Source organism: Pedobacter paludisoli (assembly GCF_052344095.1).
In the GTDB taxonomy this organism is placed as follows: Bacteria; Bacteroidota; Bacteroidia; order Sphingobacteriales; family Sphingobacteriaceae; genus Pedobacter.
In genome coordinates this window covers 2,268,926-2,285,351 of the sequence record NZ_CP179926.1, presented here as the reverse complement: position 1 = coordinate 2,285,351, position 16,426 = coordinate 2,268,926, and the positions used below count along the sequence as shown (strand labels likewise).

16 protein-coding genes and 1 tRNA gene are annotated in these 16,426 nt (G+C 38.1%); 11 read left to right on the top strand and 6 right to left on the bottom strand.

What is annotated here, in order from left to right; translation table 11 throughout:
* Positions 1–104: 104 nt before the first annotated feature.
* Together ACJVDK_RS09265 and ACJVDK_RS09260 are read right to left on the bottom strand one after the other, a co-directional pair.
* Positions 105–1,967, bottom strand: coding sequence for a DEAD/DEAH box helicase (locus ACJVDK_RS09265; protein WP_443939992.1), 1,863 nt, complete (start codon positions 1,965–1,967; stop codon positions 105–107).
* 232 nt (positions 1,968–2,199) lie between these two features.
* Positions 2,200–2,667, bottom strand: coding sequence for a DUF4293 domain-containing protein (locus ACJVDK_RS09260; RefSeq protein ID WP_443939991.1), 468 nt, complete (start codon positions 2,665–2,667; stop codon positions 2,200–2,202).
* Positions 2,668–2,751: 84 nt separating this feature from the next.
* On the opposite strand from ACJVDK_RS09260, the gene truA reads away from it, so the two are divergent.
* The 5 genes from truA to ACJVDK_RS09235 all read left to right on the top strand — a co-directional run bounded on the left by truA (position 2,752) and on the right by ACJVDK_RS09235 (position 9,180).
* Positions 2,752–3,510 carry a tRNA pseudouridine(38-40) synthase TruA gene (gene truA / locus ACJVDK_RS09255; protein ID WP_443939990.1) on the top strand — a complete coding sequence of 253 codons (759 nt, stop codon included), beginning with the start codon at positions 2,752–2,754 and terminating at the stop codon, positions 3,508–3,510.
* A 225-nt stretch (positions 3,511–3,735) separates the two neighbouring features.
* Entirely contained in the window at positions 3,736–5,505 is a 1,770-nt protein-coding gene (locus ACJVDK_RS09250; protein ID WP_443939989.1) for an ABC transporter ATP-binding protein, read from the top strand.
* Between the two features lie 81 nt (positions 5,506–5,586).
* Positions 5,587–6,609 carry an isoaspartyl peptidase/L-asparaginase family protein gene (locus tag ACJVDK_RS09245; RefSeq protein WP_443939988.1) on the top strand — a complete coding sequence of 341 codons (1,023 nt, stop codon included), beginning with the start codon at positions 5,587–5,589 and terminating at the stop codon, positions 6,607–6,609.
* 276 nt (positions 6,610–6,885) lie between these two features.
* Positions 6,886–7,875, top strand: coding sequence for a 23S rRNA (adenine(1618)-N(6))-methyltransferase RlmF (gene rlmF / locus ACJVDK_RS09240; RefSeq protein WP_443939987.1), 990 nt, complete (start codon positions 6,886–6,888; stop codon positions 7,873–7,875).
* Positions 7,876–8,040: 165 nt separating this feature from the next.
* Positions 8,041–9,180 (top strand): sterol desaturase family protein, encoded by a 1,140-nt coding sequence (locus tag ACJVDK_RS09235; RefSeq protein ID WP_443939986.1) that lies wholly within the window; start codon positions 8,041–8,043, stop codon positions 9,178–9,180.
* Positions 9,181–9,259: 79 nt separating this feature from the next.
* On the opposite strand, the gene atpC is transcribed toward ACJVDK_RS09235, so the two are convergent.
* The 3 genes from atpC to ACJVDK_RS09220 form a co-directional block, all read right to left on the bottom strand.
* On the bottom strand, positions 9,260–9,502 hold the full coding sequence (atpC, locus tag ACJVDK_RS09230) for an ATP synthase F1 subunit epsilon (protein WP_443939985.1): 243 nt from the start codon (positions 9,500–9,502) through the stop codon (positions 9,260–9,262).
* Between the two features lie 92 nt (positions 9,503–9,594).
* Positions 9,595–11,097, bottom strand: coding sequence for a F0F1 ATP synthase subunit beta (atpD, locus tag ACJVDK_RS09225; RefSeq protein ID WP_443940041.1), 1,503 nt, complete (start codon positions 11,095–11,097; stop codon positions 9,595–9,597).
* Between the two features lie 377 nt (positions 11,098–11,474).
* On the bottom strand, positions 11,475–11,882 hold the full coding sequence (locus ACJVDK_RS09220) for a hypothetical protein (RefSeq protein ID WP_443939984.1): 408 nt from the start codon (positions 11,880–11,882) through the stop codon (positions 11,475–11,477).
* 320 nt (positions 11,883–12,202) lie between these two features.
* On the opposite strand from ACJVDK_RS09220, the gene ACJVDK_RS09215 reads away from it, so the two are divergent.
* From ACJVDK_RS09215 to obgE, 6 genes are all read left to right on the top strand, one after another.
* Positions 12,203–12,610, top strand: a complete 408-nt coding sequence (locus ACJVDK_RS09215) for an SDR family oxidoreductase (RefSeq protein WP_443939983.1) — start codon at positions 12,203–12,205, stop codon at positions 12,608–12,610.
* Between the two features lie 23 nt (positions 12,611–12,633).
* Positions 12,634–13,113: an SDR family oxidoreductase gene (locus ACJVDK_RS09210; protein WP_443939982.1), complete on the top strand. Its 480-nt coding sequence runs from the start codon at positions 12,634–12,636 to the stop codon at positions 13,111–13,113.
* Positions 13,114–13,197: 84 nt separating this feature from the next.
* Positions 13,198–13,662 (top strand): redoxin domain-containing protein, encoded by a 465-nt coding sequence (locus ACJVDK_RS09205; RefSeq protein WP_443939981.1) that lies wholly within the window; start codon positions 13,198–13,200, stop codon positions 13,660–13,662.
* Between the two features lie 99 nt (positions 13,663–13,761).
* Positions 13,762–13,835, top strand: a tRNA-Arg gene (locus ACJVDK_RS09200).
* A gap of 73 nt (positions 13,836–13,908) precedes the next feature.
* On the top strand, positions 13,909–14,481 hold the full coding sequence (locus ACJVDK_RS09195; protein ID WP_443939980.1) for an adenylate kinase: 573 nt from the start codon (positions 13,909–13,911) through the stop codon (positions 14,479–14,481).
* Positions 14,482–14,627: 146 nt separating this feature from the next.
* Positions 14,628–15,623 carry a GTPase ObgE gene (gene obgE / locus ACJVDK_RS09190; protein WP_443939979.1) on the top strand — a complete coding sequence of 332 codons (996 nt, stop codon included), beginning with the start codon at positions 14,628–14,630 and terminating at the stop codon, positions 15,621–15,623.
* A 13-nt stretch (positions 15,624–15,636) separates the two neighbouring features.
* On the opposite strand, the gene ACJVDK_RS09185 is transcribed toward obgE, so the two are convergent.
* Positions 15,637–16,386, bottom strand: coding sequence for a YdcF family protein (locus tag ACJVDK_RS09185; RefSeq protein ID WP_443939978.1), 750 nt, complete (start codon positions 16,384–16,386; stop codon positions 15,637–15,639).
* Between the last annotated feature and the right edge of the window lie 40 nt (positions 16,387–16,426).

Genomic DNA, 16,426 nt, shown 5'->3' with positions numbered 1-16,426 from the left:
AAAAAACATTAGGCCTTTTTTTATGAGCGACGGGGAGAGAATAGATAAAAAAAGCCGATTTCGTTTATTCGAAATCGGCTTTTAAGTATGTGTGGTTTACTAAACTACCATTTTTTACGACGTTCGCCACGTTCACCGCCTTCTCTGCGATTACCGCCGTTTCCGCCTTTATCGTCACGACTGCGTCCAGAGAAATCTCTGAAACCACCACCGTTTCCGCCTTCGCGTCTTCCGCCAGAGCTTTTACGGTCGCCACCGCCACGATATCCACCGCCGCTTCTGCGTTCTCCGCCGAAACCACCGCGTCTATCGCCACCGCCACCTCTGCGTTCTCCACCACCTTCACCGCTTCTTTCAATACGAACACTGCGACCGTTAAATTCAACTGATTTAAAGCCTTCAAATACTTTATCAGCGATAGCATCTTCTACTTCAAAGAAAGAGAAAACACCTTTTAAATCAATTTTACCAACGTTTTTGCCGCTAATTTTGGCGTTATTGCAAATGAACGATAACATATCGCCACGGGTAAATTCATCTACCGAACCTAAGTTGATAAATAAACGTGTATAACCTTCGCTACCACGTCCGCGTTCACTACGCTCTCTACCGCCACGTTCACCACGCTCTTCACCTGCTTGAATATTCAAATCAGGAGCTTTCGAATAATAATCTAAAAAGCGATTAAATTCTAATGAAGCAAAACGTTTGATTACTTCTTCTTTCGAAAGTTCAGCAAACTCATCCATAATACGTGGAATGTATTGGTCAATTTGCTCTGCATTTACTTCTACGTTGTGTACTTTATGTACCAATGAGAATAATTGTTTCTCACAAACATCAAATCCAGTTGGAAGCTCAGCTTTGGTAAATTGTTTACCAATAATGCGCTCTAACGTGCGAATTTTACCTAATTCTTTCGAGTTGATGATACAAATCGAAACACCGGTTTTACCCGCACGACCCGTACGGCCAGAACGGTGGGTATAACTTTCAATTTCATCAGGTAAAGAATAGTTAATTACGTGTGTTACATTGTTTACATCAATACCACGAGCAGCAACATCGGTAGCAATTAATAATTGCATGTTACGCTCACGGAAACGCTGCATTACTTTATCACGTTGTTGTTGCGATAAATCGCCGTGCAAAGCATCCGCATTGTAACCATCTTTAATTAAATGCTCAGCAACATCCTGCGTATCTAATTTCGTTTTACAGAAAACAACACCAAAAATATCTGGGTTAAAATCTACAATACGTTTTAAGGCTGCGTATTTATCACGCGCACGAACAATGTAATATTCGTGTTCGATATTTACGTTACCAGTGTTTTTGGTACCCATGGTTAATTCAACAGGGTTGTCCATATAGTTTTTTGCTATACGGCGTACTTCTGATGGCATTGTAGCCGAAAATAACCATGTTTTTTTGTCGTCTGGAGTAGTTGATAAAATGTCGTTGATGTCATCTTGGAAACCCATGTTTAACATCTCATCTGCTTCATCAAGTACTACGTACTTTACATTAGAAAAATCGATGGCTTTACGGCCAATGATATCTAACATACGGCCGGGCGTGGCCACTACAATTTGTACGCCTTGGCGTATTTCGCGTAGTTGTTGCATAATGTTCGCGCCACCATAAACGGCAACTACGTGTGCATTAGCTTTGTTTTTAGAAAAGTTTTTAAGGTCGTTAGCGATTTGTAAGCAAAGCTCACGCGTAGGGCATAAAATTAATGCCTGTGGCTTATTGCTTGTAAAATCGATTAGTTCTAACAGCGGCAAACCAAATGCGGCTGTTTTTCCTGTTCCTGTTTGGGCCAAACCAACAAAATCGTTAGTGCCCTCTAACAGTACAGGAATACTTTGCTCCTGAATTGGCGTTGGATTTTCAAATCCAAGGTCCTTTACGGCATTAACGACGTCATCACTTATCCCCAATAATTGAAATGGGTTTGTCATTCGTCTTTTTGTTTTTAATTAAGCCGCAAAGGTACGGTTAATATTCCGCATTTTAGAGGTTGGTAAGTAAATAAAAGAAAATCGTAAATATTTGAAAGACAGTAATCTACGTAAATACACTGCTCTTGATACTTTAAAAGCACACTCTTGTATTTGTAAATAATGTCAAATATTTTTTAGTTTGCCTAGTGTTTTATGCAAACTAAGGTTCAAGTACGCCTTGAATCATGAATTATCGTAATCGGTCAGCCGATCGTATTAATTTTTCGTCTTTATTAATTCCAGCAATTGCCAATACCACAAATATAATGGCAACTATTGGTAAAAATGCACCAAAACCGAAATGAGAACCTGCTAAACCACCTGGCATACTTTGCACATAAACACCACACCAAACCGTAAAAGCAGCAATAAAAACAATTAATAAAAGCGCAAATTTCTTTTGAAAACTTCTGTTCTTAAACTTAAAAATGGTTAAGAAACACACAAGAATTAATGCAATATTTGAAACCAGTAAAGGCAAGTTCATGTGTTTAGTTACAAGCAGTCCAGTTTTTGATAACGTCGTTTCGCGAAGGCCAGTTGTAAAAAGCTCAAACTGAATACTCGCAAACTCTTTGTAAGCCAAAGGCGAAAATAATAAGACGGTTAATGTAAAAGCAGCTAAAACTAGCCATATCGTTTGTATTCTTTGTATCATGTTTAATTTATAAATTGTACAAATATATATTTAATTCCATTTTAGCGCTTATCTAAGAAAAGGAAAAAGTATTTTTGCATCGTTTTGACTAAAAAAAGATATTTCATACAAATTGCGTACGATGGCGGCCCATTCCATGGTTGGCAAATACAACCGAATGCGACCACCGTTCAGGAGTTGTTGGATAAGGCCTTAACAACCTATTTTCGACAACCGATTGAAACCTTGGGCTGCGGACGTACCGATTCCGGGGTGCATGCCAGCGATTTTTATGCGCATTTCGATGTAATAGATTTAGATGAGCTAAAAGTACTTAACGCCGTATCGGGAGTAAATGCTTTATTACCGTATCAAATTGCAGCAAAACGTATTATTGCGGTTAGCAACGAAGCGCATGCTCGTTTCGATGCCACTTCAAGAGCTTATAAGTATTACATACACTTTGAAAAGGACCCTTTTAAATTTAATCGCTCATGGCTGTTAAAAGATATATTGGATGTGGTAAAAATGAATTTGGCCGCGCAAGAATTATTCAATTACATCGATTTCTCTTGTTTTAGCAAGTCGAACACCCAAACATTCACCAATAACTGCACCATCACCCAGGCCTCCTTCGAAGAAATAGAAGGTGGATTGGTATTTACCATTCAGGCCGACCGCTTTTTGCGCAACATGGTACGTGCCATTATGGGCACTTTGGTTCGCGTGGGAAAGGGCGAATTAGATATTGAAGGTTTTAAGGCCGTAATTGAAAGTAAAAATAGAAGTCAAGCAGGTCAATCGGTGCCCGCTTGTGGCTTGTATTTAGTAAAAGTGGAATATCCGTATATAAGTAATAGGTAGTAAGTTTTAAGTAATAGGTTGAAGGTTGTATGGTGAAAAGTATCAAGAAAAGGAGCAAAGAATTAAGATTTTGAGTATTAATCAACAAGTATTAAGACGAAAGCTGAAAGTGAGAGGTTTTTGGATCGAGCTTAGATATGGCTCAAGCAAACAATTTAACAGCTCCACGATTTAACAATTTAACCAATTCACTAACAAACTAACCACCCAACAAACCAAAAAGAAATGGCAGTAACAGGCGACGTTTACAATTCTGGTTTATTGAAACGTATTTTTAAGTACGTAAAACCTTATCGCGTTGTTTTTCTGTGGTCGGTTATTTTAACGGTTTCGCTGGCGGCAATCTCTCCAATTCGTCCGTTTTTAATTAAATATACGCTCGATAATTATATCTTGACCAATCAGTATCAAGGGTTAGTAAACATGATTATTGCCATGATTGTGGTTTTAATTTTGCAAACATTGGTGCAATATTACCAAACCTTGTTAACCAATACATTAGGTCAATCGGTTATCCGCGATTTAAGAATTAATGTGTTCAATCACATCACGCAGTTGCGTTTAAAATATTTCGATAAAACACCTATCGGACAATTAATTACACGCACGGTTTCCGATTTAGAAACCATCGCCGATATTTTCTCGGAAGGCCTGATTTCTATGATTGGCGATTCGCTTCAAGTGGTGGTAATTGTAGGTGTAATGCTTTATACCGATTGGAAATTGACACTTGTGGTGCTGTTACCCGTTCCTTTATTGGTTTTAGCCACACGGAAGTTTCAAAAAGCCATTAAAGTGGTGTTTCAGGAAGTAAGAACCGAGGTTTCTAACCTAAATACTTTTTTGCAGGAACACATTACCGGTGTAAGCATTATCCAATATTTCGCACGCGAAAAACAAGAATACAAGAAATTTTACCACATCAATAAACGCTATCGCGATGCCAATATCCGTTCAAATTGGTATTATTCAATTTTCTTTCCGGTGGTCGAGTTAATTTCAGCAATGTCAACGGGTTTGTTAATTTGGTACGGAGCAAAAAGTGTTTTAAACCATCCTTTAGACGTAACACCAGGAACAATTACGCAGTTTATCATTTATTTGGGCATGGTATTTACACCTATTCGCCAACTGGCGGATAAATTTAATACCCTTCAAATGGGGATGGTAGGAGCAGAACGGGTGTTTGTAGTACTGGATACGGATGAGAAAATGCCAAACTTGGGGTCGCAGGAAATGGATAAAATTACTGGGAATATTCAGTTTAAAAATGTTTGGTTTGCGTATAATGACGATAATTATGTGTTAAAAGACCTTTCTTTTGATGTAAAAGCCGGAGAAACACTTGCTTTGGTAGGCGCTACAGGAGCTGGTAAATCGTCAACCATTAACATATTGAATCGGTTTTATGAAATATCCAAAGGCGAGATTATGATAGATGGAATTGATATTCACGATTTTGAATTGAATAGCTTACGCCGAAATATAGCAACGGTTTTGCAAGATGTTTTTCTATTTTCGGATACCATTTTGAATAATATTACCTTAAACAATTCGGCTATTTCGCTCGAAACCGTTGTTGCTGCGGCTAAAAAAGTAGGTGCTCACGAATTTATCGAGCGTTTGCCTGGAGGCTATCAGTATAATGTGATGGAGCGTGGTGCTACACTTTCGGCCGGACAAGCGCAATTGATTTCCTTTATTCGTGCTTTGGTACACAATCCGTCTATTTTAGTATTAGATGAAGCAACGTCTTCCGTAGATACCGAAACAGAATTGTTAATTCAAAAGGCCATCGATAATTTAATGGAAGGTAGAACTTCTATCGTGATTGCGCATCGTCTATCGACCATTCAAAAAGCAAATCAAATCATTGTTTTAGATAAGGGAGAAATCAAAGAAAAAGGAAGTCATCAGGAATTACTAAAGCTAAACGGCTACTATAAAAAGTTGTACGATTTGCAATTTTCATCCGAAGGTATCGCGAAGGCATAAATAAAAGGAAGATATTGCTTAACTTAAATCCTGCTTAACCGGATTAAAATAAAGGTTGAGCAGCTACTAAATTATTTCATCATGCAGCGATTACCCTCTATCTTGCTTCTTTTAATGCTTTTGAGCAGTACTTTATTTGCCCAACAAAAATATGTACTGGTTATTCACGGGGGAGCCGGCACCATTTTGAAAGCCAACATGACGCCAGAGAAAGAAACCAAGTATGTGGCGGTTTTAACACAGGCACTGCAGGTAGGTTACGAGAAAATTAAAGCAGGTCAATCAAGTTTAGATGCCGTTGAAGCAACCATTCATGTGATGGAAAACGACCCGCTTTTTAATGCAGGGAAAGGTGCAGTTTTTACCCACGATGGGCGAAATGAATTAGATGCCGCCATCATGGATGGAAAAACATTAATGGCCGGTTCGGTGGCAGGAGTAACTACCATTAAAAATCCAATTTCGGCTGCTCGTGCGGTGATGGAGAAATCGGAACATGTAATGATGGTAGGAGCAGGGGCAGAGCAATTTGCAAAAGAAGTTGGTTTGCAAATGGTTGACCCGAAATATTTCTGGACAAAAGAACGTTGGGAAGGTTTGCAAAAGGCTATTAAACAAGATTCTATGAAGGCAGTTTTGGACCACGGAAGTAAAAAAACAGAATTGTTTGGCACGCAAAATCACGATTATAAATTCGGAACTGTAGGCTGTGTGGCATTGGATAAAAATGGAAATTTGGCTGCGGGCACCTCAACAGGTGGCATGACCAATAAGAAATATGGACGGGTTGGAGATGCTCCCATCATTGGAGCTGGCACGTATTGCAACAATGAAACAGCAGGTATTTCGTGTACTGGATGGGGTGAATTTTTCATACGGAACGGTGTGGCAAAAACCATTTCAGATTTAATGGAATATAAAAATTTATCATTGAAGCATGCCGCAACAACTGCGCTCAACAAAGTAGCTCAAATGGGAGGAGATGGCGGTTTAATTGCTTTGGACAGAAAAGGGAACATTGCCATGCCTTTTAATACCGCCGGAATGTATCGTGGTACGGTAACGTCTGATGGAAAAATTGAGGTAAAAATTTATAAAAATTAAGGATTCATCTCAAATTGCCCTGCCGGCAAAAGAGGCAAGCAAGGGGAAAGTCCGAAAAGTCCGAGGTCGGAAAGCCAGGAGTGAATATGCTCAGGAAGTCTGGTGGGGCAAAAGGTAGTTCGGAAGTATATATTGTCCGAAAAGGTCGAAAGTCAGGAGGGCGAGTATCTGCATGCACTAATGAATACAAAAATCATTAAGATTAAAGCTATTTCTTTTTCTGTATCTTTGTATCAGAACGATGCACACAGCATCGTTAATTAAAACGACCCAACATTGGCAGAAAAAGAAAATAACCGCTCAGAAAAGAGCGAGTTACACCCACGCAACAAACACCGCTCTCGTTACAATTTTAAACAGTTAATTGGTCTTTCAAAAGAGCTTAAGCGTCATGTTTTTAAAAATGAACATGATGAAGATTCTATTGATTTTGCGGATCAAGCGGCTGTAAAAGCATTAAACAGAGCATTGTTAAAGCAACACTATAACATTGGTCAATGGGACATTCCTAAAGATTACCTGTGTCCACCTATTCCTGGACGTGCCGATTACATTCATTACGCAGCCGATATTTTGGCGCATTTAAATAATGGAAAAGTACCTAAAGGACCCAATATAAATGTATTAGATATTGGTACAGGAGCCAATTTGATTTACCCGATTATTGGTCATCAAGAATACGGTTGGAATTTTGTTGCAACAGATATCGATCCTTTATCTATTGAGTCGGCAAAACGCATTATAGACGCGAATAAACCATTACAAGGTTTTGTAGAGGCGCGATTGCAACCATCTAAAATGGGGATTTTTAGAAACATTGTGGGGCGTGCCGAAAAATTTGACATCACCATTTGTAATCCTCCTTTTCATTCTTCGTTAAAAGAAGCACAACAAGGAACGCGCGTTAAGTGGCGCAATTTAGGTGCTGAAAAGGAAATGAAACACGTATTAAACTTTGGGGGTAATAAAGCAGAGTTATGGTGTCCAGGAGGTGAACGGGCGTTTGTAGAACAAATGATTATTCAAAGCTCACAAATACCAAAACAGTGTTTATGGTTTACTTCATTGGTTTCTAAAAGTGCTAATTTAAGAAGTATTTACAATGCCTTAATAAAAGTTGATGCTTTTGAAGTGACCACGGTTCAAATGAGTCAAGGGCAAAAAATCAGTCGTTTCGTTGCTTGGACATTCCACAACGAAGCAGAACAAGCTGCTTGGGCAAAGCGTTGGAAAAGTGAAAATGAAAGTCCCGCAAATGCGAAATAAACAATACTGAACACTTAAAAAGTGTTTTAAAGAAATGAAACATCCCAACAAAGCTTGCCTTTTGGGGTGTTTTTTTTTGGTAAGAATTTTGCTCATTCAATAGGGGATTGCTTACATTTTTAAGTATTTTGATCTAGATTGCGATTCTAATTAACCAAACAAAATATGAATACATCTAAACGTCTTAAAGTTGGAGACGGAATTATTAGCGGTTATCTCTCTATTTTTTTAGCAATTTTATCTTTAGGAGGCATATTGTGTTTTTTATATCCTGAAAGATTTACCACCCCTCAATTTCGAGAGGTTTATACGGGCGACAGTATGGCCAATTTACTTATTGCTGGGGTGATAGGTTCATTTTTCTTTGCCTTACTCAGCATAATATTAAGTAAGCGATTTAATCTTGCTATTATAGGGGTTTCTCTCTCGGCATTTGCTGTTATTGTAGGTGCTTTTAACATGGATGGAAGAGCCGTAGAAAAGGTACAATGGCATTTGGGGCTGGATTGGTTGATTTTGGATTTATTGATGATGGTAGCCATTTTTATACCATTGGAACTATTTTTTCCAAAACGAAATACGCAAACCAAATTTCATGAAGAATGGCGAACCGATTTAATTTATTTTGCCATTAGCCATTTGTTTATCCAGTTTTTTGGGGTGATCACTCAAAAACCCGCAATGATGTTTTTTGGTTGGATGGGGCTTGATAAAATACATGTTTGGGTTAATAATTTGCCCTTTGTTGTAGGTTTGTTTTTAGCATTCTTCACCACCGATTTCTTTCAATATTGGGCGCATAGAATCTTCCATAACCAAGTTTACTTATGGCGTTTTCACTCTATTCACCACTCTACTCAAAACATGGATTGGCTCGCAGGTAGCCGTACACACTTTATGGACATCTTTTTCACACGGGCCATGACTTTTATCCCTTTGTATATTTTGGGTTTTTCTCCGTCAGTATTTAATGCTTATATTATTTTTATTGCCATCCATGCCGTGCTTATTCATTCCAATACACGCATTAATTTTGGGCCATTAAAGTACATTTTTACCACACCACAATATCATCATTGGCATCATTGCATTGAACCAGAGCATTATGGTAAGAATTTCGCTTCTATTTTTCCTTTTATTGATTGGATTTTTGGCACATATTACTTGCCTAAAAATGAATGGCCAAGTGGCACAGGTGTTTTAGAAGGAGAGTATCCCAAAGGTTTTGTTAAGCAAACGATTTATCCATTTACGAAAAGTCCGTTTGATAAAAACCTGAATATGGAAGAAATGAGTGAGCGTTAGCAGATAGGTTAACTTGAAAGCATAAAAAACCCTCATCAACGTTAAAATTAATGAGGGTTTTTATCTGCGTTTATCTTTGTTAAGCAATACCTTCTGCTAAAACAACAATTTTGTTGTGGATAGCTTCAACAACGCCTCCTTTAATAAAAAAACGTTCTTCTTCCTTACTCGATTTTATAATAACTTCTCCATCTTCTAAAGTAGAAATAATAGGAGCATGGTCTTTTAAAATTTGAAAAGAGCCGGTAGTACCAGGTACTGTAACAGCTGTTACCGCGCCTTCGTATACTTTTTTATCTGGAGTTAATATTTCTAAGTTCATTTTCTTAAGATGTAAGATATGAGAGGTAAGATATGAGGTGTGAGATATGAGATTGTCATCTCGTCTCACATCCCACGCCTAATGTCTCAATTCTAGTTTGCTTCAGCCAATAATTTTTTACCTTTTTCAATGGCATCTTCGATGCTACCAACTAAGTTAAATGCAGCTTCAGGATATTCGTCAACTTCACCATCCATGATCATGTTAAATCCTTTGATGGTTTCTTTAATGTCAACCAACACACCTTTTAAGCCTGTAAATTGCTCAGCAACGTGGAACGGTTGTGATAAGAAACGTTGCACACGACGCGCTCTGTGTACAGTTAATTTATCTTCTTCAGATAATTCGTCCATACCTAAGATGGCGATGATATCTTGTAACTCTTTATAACGTTGTAGAATTTCTTTCACACGTTGAGCCGTGTTGTAGTGCTCATCACCTAATACAGCAGGAGATAAGATACGTGAAGTAGAGTCTAATGGATCTACCGCAGGGTAAATACCAAGCTCAGAAATTTTACGCGATAATACGGTTGTAGCATCTAAGTGGGCAAACGTTGTAGCCGGAGCCGGATCCGTTAAATCATCCGCAGGTACATATACCGCTTGTACTGAAGTAATTGAGCCACGTTTTGTTGATGTAATACGCTCTTGCATTAAACCCATTTCCGTTGCTAAGGTTGGTTGGTAACCTACCGCCGATGGCATACGACCTAATAAAGCCGAAACCTCAGAACCTGCTTGCGTAAAACGGAAGATGTTATCAACGAAGAAAAGGATATCTTTTCCAGCGCCTTCTCCATCACCATCACGGAAATATTCAGCAACTGTTAATCCTGATAATGCTACACGTGCACGTGCACCAGGAGGCTCGTTCATTTGACCGAATACCAAAGTTGCTTTTGATTCTTTTAATTTTTCTGTATCAACAGCGTTCAAATCCCATCCGCCTTTTTCCATCGAATGTAAGAAGTCTTCGCCATAGTTAATTACGCCTGACTCAATAAACTCACGTAATAAGTCGTTACCCTCACGTGTACGCTCACCAACTCCAGCAAATACTGATAAACCAGCATATGCTTTCGCAATGTTGTTTACCAATTCCATAATTAATACGGTTTTACCTACACCAGCACCACCAAACAATCCAATTTTACCACCTTTTGCATAAGGCTCTAATAAATCGATTACTTTGATACCTGTGAAAAGTACTTCCGTTTCGGTAGATAAATCTTCGAACTTAGGTGGAGTTGCGTGAATTGGGTTACCAGTACTATTATCTAAGGTGTTGATACCGTCAATAGCTTCACCTACTACGTTAAATAAACGACCTTTAATTTGATCGCCAATTGGCATTTTAATTGCAGAACCAGTATCAACTACTTGCATTCCACGTACTAAACCATCTGTTGAATCCATCGCAATAGCACGTACACGGTCTTCACCTAAGTGCTGTTGAACTTCTAATACAATTTTCTGTCCGTTTTCTTTTTTGATCTCTAATGCATCAAAAATTTTAGGTAGATGGGCATCATCAGCAAAGCTAACGTCAACCACTGGGCCGATAATTTGTGCTATTTTTCCTAAGTTAGGCATATCTGTTGTGAGTAAAATTATTACAATCAATGAATTAAAGCAGTTATAAAGGGCTTCAATTCGGTTGGCAAAGTTATGATTAAAAAAGTTATTTTTAAAGATATTGTTACATATTTTTTAATAAGAAGTTTTTAGATAGAAATTTGGTGAAAATACCCGCTCAATTTTAGTTGAATTGAAGGGAAATGGTTAAAACGTATAGCCAATGCGCAAATGAAAGTTTAGCTTTAATAAGAAGGGTTCTTGGTAATTATCATTTTTTTCGAATGTTGTTGAATAATTCAAGCCTGTTCCTATTTCATAATTAAAATGTTTGTCAAATTGCCGTCTAATTCCCCAAGTGGGATAATGGATATTCCGCCTGCCGATTCTTCATTCTAGAAACTAGATATATAGAATACGTTTGGGGAGTAGGAGGTTTTTAAAGAGAAGAAATTTCCAGTGTTGTTTTTAATATTCTTTCCTTTTTTTAATCGTCTACCTAAATTATAATAAAAACGTGGCTCGACTGTCACATTCGGTGCTATTGAATAGAATTGATCGCCGTAACGGGGAGTTTCCCAAGCTGCTCCTGTTAAACCAATTTCGGTTCTTATAGTGAATGGGTTGCTAAGTCGACCCTCATAATTTACCCAAGAGCCTACTAGTCCAATCTGAATATTAAAAATTGATTTTTCTACACTTGGCACCGAGTCTTGTTGCTGTGCACATAGCTTGCTGGTGGTAGCAAATAAAATAAACAGTAGAAAGTAGATAGGTTTAGTTTGTAACTTTTTTTGTTTCATCCTTAGTTGTATTTGTTTTTCGAATTTGAGAAATACCTTGGGATGATGCATGCCAATATAGCCGTGAAAATTGGTAAATCAAATTTCTGGCTATTAAATTTTGTTAAAAGCGAATAGTGGTAATTTAATTATGAAAAGCTTCTCCGAAGTTTGGGATTGAATTAATTTGCTCTTGAAATTTAAAATTGATTAAAATAAAAGGAAGCTTAAAAAATTAATTAGCGAAACGCTTGAGTAGAATTTATATGTTGTATGGCAGTATGGACTGCATAAAAGCGCGTCCATAATTTATAAAATTTCTTTTAGTAGATTTATGGCCAATGAAAACCATTTTAACCACCGGCAGTAATGGCCTTTTAGGGCAAAAAATAACGGAGAAAATTTTGGCCGAAGGTCGATGCAAGCTGATTGCAACCTCTAGAGGATTAAACCGATATCCCAATAAGGATGGCTATATATATGAAGAAATGGATATTTTAAATCCTGAGCAAGTAAAGCTTGTATTGAAAAAATATAAGCCCGATGCGATTATCCATACGGCGGCTATGACCAATGTAGATACCTGCGAAGCGAACAAAGAACGTTGTTTACAATTAAACGTGGATGCTGTTCAAACCTTGGTATCGCTTTGCGAAGAAATGAACATTCAACTTATTCATTTAAGTACCGACTTTGTGTTTGATGGAGCAGCCGGGCCTACCAAGAAGAGGACGCTGTTAATCCGCTAAGCTACTACGGCGAATCGAAGGTCTTGGCAGAAGATATTGTGAAGCATTCGAAAGCAAATTGGGCCATTATTAGAACCATTTTGGTGTATGGCATTACCAGCGATATGAGTCGGAGCAATATTGTGCTTTGGGCGAAAGCAGCTTTGGAGAAACAACAACCTATACAAGTCGTGAACGATCAATGGCGTATGCCTACCTTGGCCGAAGATTTGGCCGAGGCCTGTTTGCTCGCCGTGGAAAAAGAAGCCAAAGGTATTTATCATATATCAGGAAAAGATTTTATGAGCATTGCCGATATTGTAAGACGCGTAGCGATTTATTGGGGCTTGGATACAGCTCAAATGTCTGAAATTAGTTCGTCTACGCTAAACCAAACAGCCAAGAGGCCGGGACGTACGGGCTTTGTATTGGATAAAGCTATGCGCGATTTAAATTATCAACCGCACAGTTTTGAAGAAGGAATCGCTCTGCTGGATGCGCAAACAAAATTGCATCAGCCGTAAGAAAATTTCAGAAAATTACCACCAAATAAAAGAGGAAAGCTATATTTGTTTTCACTAGTACAATCAAAATTTAAAATAAATAGAATGGCATTACAAGTAGGAGATATTGCTCCAGATTTCACATTATACAGCTCAGAATTAACCGAAGTTTCTTTGTCAGCATTTAAAGGTCAAAAAGTTATTATTCATTTTTTCCCAATGGCATTTACAGGAACTTGTACAGAGCAACTGTGTACCATGCGCGATAATTTCAGTTTTTACGAAGGAATTAATGCACAGGTTTTGGGTATTTCTGTAGATTCTCCTTTTTCTTTAGCTAAATTTAAAGAGGCTCAAAATTATCAATTCCCGTTATTATCTGATTTTAACAAGGAGGTTTCGAAAGCATACGGTGCTTTTTACGAAGATTTCGTATTCAATTTAAAGGGTGTTTCTAAAAGAGCGGCCTTTGTGGTTGACGAGGAAGGAAAAATTATTTATGCAGAGGTTTTAGAGGTTGCAACTGATTTGCCTGACTTTAAAGCAATTAACGATTCGTTGAGCGCGTAAGAAGAAAAAGACTCAAAAATATTTCAATTTTTTTGAGAAATAACTTGCAGAAGTGCAAAATCGTTTATACTTTTGCACACCGTTAAACGATACGGTAATGCATTCGTAGCTCAACTGGATAGAGCATCTCACTACGGATGAGAAGGTTTGGGGTTCGAATCCCTACGAGTGCACAATTTGGAAGAAGCCTTGTTGCCCCATGGCGACAAGGCTTTTTAATTTTAACGATACCCCTAAACCACGTTAATGCTTAATTTAGTTCTTTTTGGCCCTCCAGGTGCGGGTAAAGGCACCCAATCTGAAAAGCTGATTGCAAAATATCAGTTAGTGCATGTTTCAACAGGCGATCTTTTTAGAGCTCACGTAAAAGGTGAAACAGAATTAGGAAAAAAGGTAAGTCAATTGTTAGCCGACGGAGAATTAGTTCCGGATGCCATTACAATTGCGATGTTGGAGGAAGAGGTTGATAAAAATCCTGATGCAAAAGGTTTTGTGTTTGATGGTTTTCCACGTACAGTACCGCAAGCGAAAGAGCTTGATTTATTTTTAGAGCGTAAAGGAAGCAAAATTGCGGGTGTTATTGCTTTAGATGTAGATCAAGAAGAATTGACTAAGCGTATTGCTGAACGTCATAAAATTAGCGGTCGTCCGGATGATGATGCAGAGAAATTAAAAAAACGTATTTCTGAATATTTCGATAAAACCATCCACGTTTTACCGTACTACGAAGAGCAAAATAAATTAAACAAGGTAAACGGTATTGGCGAGATTGAAACCATTTATGGCAATCTTTGTGCAGTTATCGACCAGTTAAAATAAGAATTAAAAAATCAGTTGCCGGTTTTTTGAACCGTAATTGAATTTTGATTCGTAAATTAGAAAAGAGTTATAATGTTGTAAACGTTATAACTCTTTAACATTATAAACCATCCGAGAATAACAGCATTCGGATACATTTAAGCAGTATGTCACAAGGATCCAATTTCGTAGATTATGTAAAAATTTGTTGCCGCTCCGGAAAGGGTGGGGCTGGTTCTGCACATTTACACCGCGATGTTTTAACATCGATGGGAGGACCTGATGGTGGTGACGGTGGTCGTGGTGGACACATTATTGTGAAAGGAAGTACGAATATTTGGACTTTATTGCACCTGAAATACCGTAAACACATTATTGCTGAAGATGGTTTGGCGGGTGGAAGTTCGCATAAATCGGGCCGTCAAGGAAAAGATGAAATTTTAGAAGTTCCACTAGGCACCATTGCTAAAGATGCAGAAACCGGAGAGGTATTGTTTGAGATTACCCAAGATGGTGAAACAAAAATTTTAACAGCTGGTGGTCGTGGTGGCTTAGGTAATGCACATTTTAAAAGTCCAACGCAACAAACTCCACGTTTTGCGCAACCCGGCGAAGCTGGAAAAGAAGTTTGGAACATTTTAGAACTCAAAGTATTGGCCGATGTGGGTTTGGTAGGATTTCCAAATGCCGGAAAATCGACTTTACTTTCGGTTGTGTCGGCAGCGAAACCCGAAATTGCCGATTATCCTTTTACGACCATTGTTCCGAATTTAGGAATTGTTAGTTACCGAAATAATAAATCCTTTGTAATGGCCGATATTCCTGGGATTATTGAAGGAGCATCGAAAGGAAAAGGTTTAGGATATCGCTTTTTGCGTCACATCGAACGTAATTCAGTATTGTTATTCATGGTTCCGGCCGATACGAGCAGAAGCATTAAGGAGGAATACGAAATTCTTAAGAAAGAGTTGCTTTCTTTTAACCCCGAATTGATGCAAAAACCACACGTTTTGGCCATAACAAAATCGGATATGCTAGATGATGAGTTAATGGCTGAAATGAAAAAAGAACTGCCTGCTATACCGTCAATTTTCATTTCGTCGGTTGCTGAAAAGAATATCTTAGAATTAAAAGATATGCTTTGGAAAGCGATTGAAGGCTAGTCATTTTTTTGGCCTATATCTTAACGCGAATACGATCGACCAATAGGCCTACCCATTCTTTTAATATATATTCCCAACGTACCAATGCGCTTGGGTCTGGTAAAAAGAAATCGGTCAGGCTGTATTTGTATATGCCTATAAAATCGGTTGGATAATAGCTGAGTTCCTTTTTAAAGATGGTGTTAAATATCACTTTGCTACGCGGGATATGCCACGCGCTGGTAATGATTAAAACCGATGGTTTTGGATTGGTTTTTTCGAGTAGAGCATAGCTGAATTTGGCATTTTCGATGGTATTTCTACTTTTGTTTTCACGTAGGATAGCTGAATCTGGGATGCCAATTTGTTGTAGATAATGAACCGTTAAATCGGCTTCTATAGGTTCTTTTCCCATTAATTTTCCGCTTCCTCCGCTTACCAATATTTTCTTAATGACGCCTGTCTTATACAATCGAATGGTTTGAGCAAGTCTGTCGCCTCGCTCGCTAAATGCAAATCTATCTTGCGGGTCGGTTTTAGAAAATCCGCCTAAAAGAATGCCTACATCGTATTGTTTTGTAGGAAATTCTTGTGCCTCGTAGGCTCGGTAAACGACCGAACAAATGAATGCATTTGAAAAGAGTAGGAATAAAATGAACGCAAGCCAGAGTAAATTTTTTCTTTTTAGATTATTTTTTGCTGCAAGTGAAAAAATTATTGCGATACCAATCCAAAGGATGGGTTTCAGAATAAAAAGAAGTATCTTGGATAGAATGAAAGACATTTAATTACGATTTAGCTATAAAAATAAAGAAAAATACGGT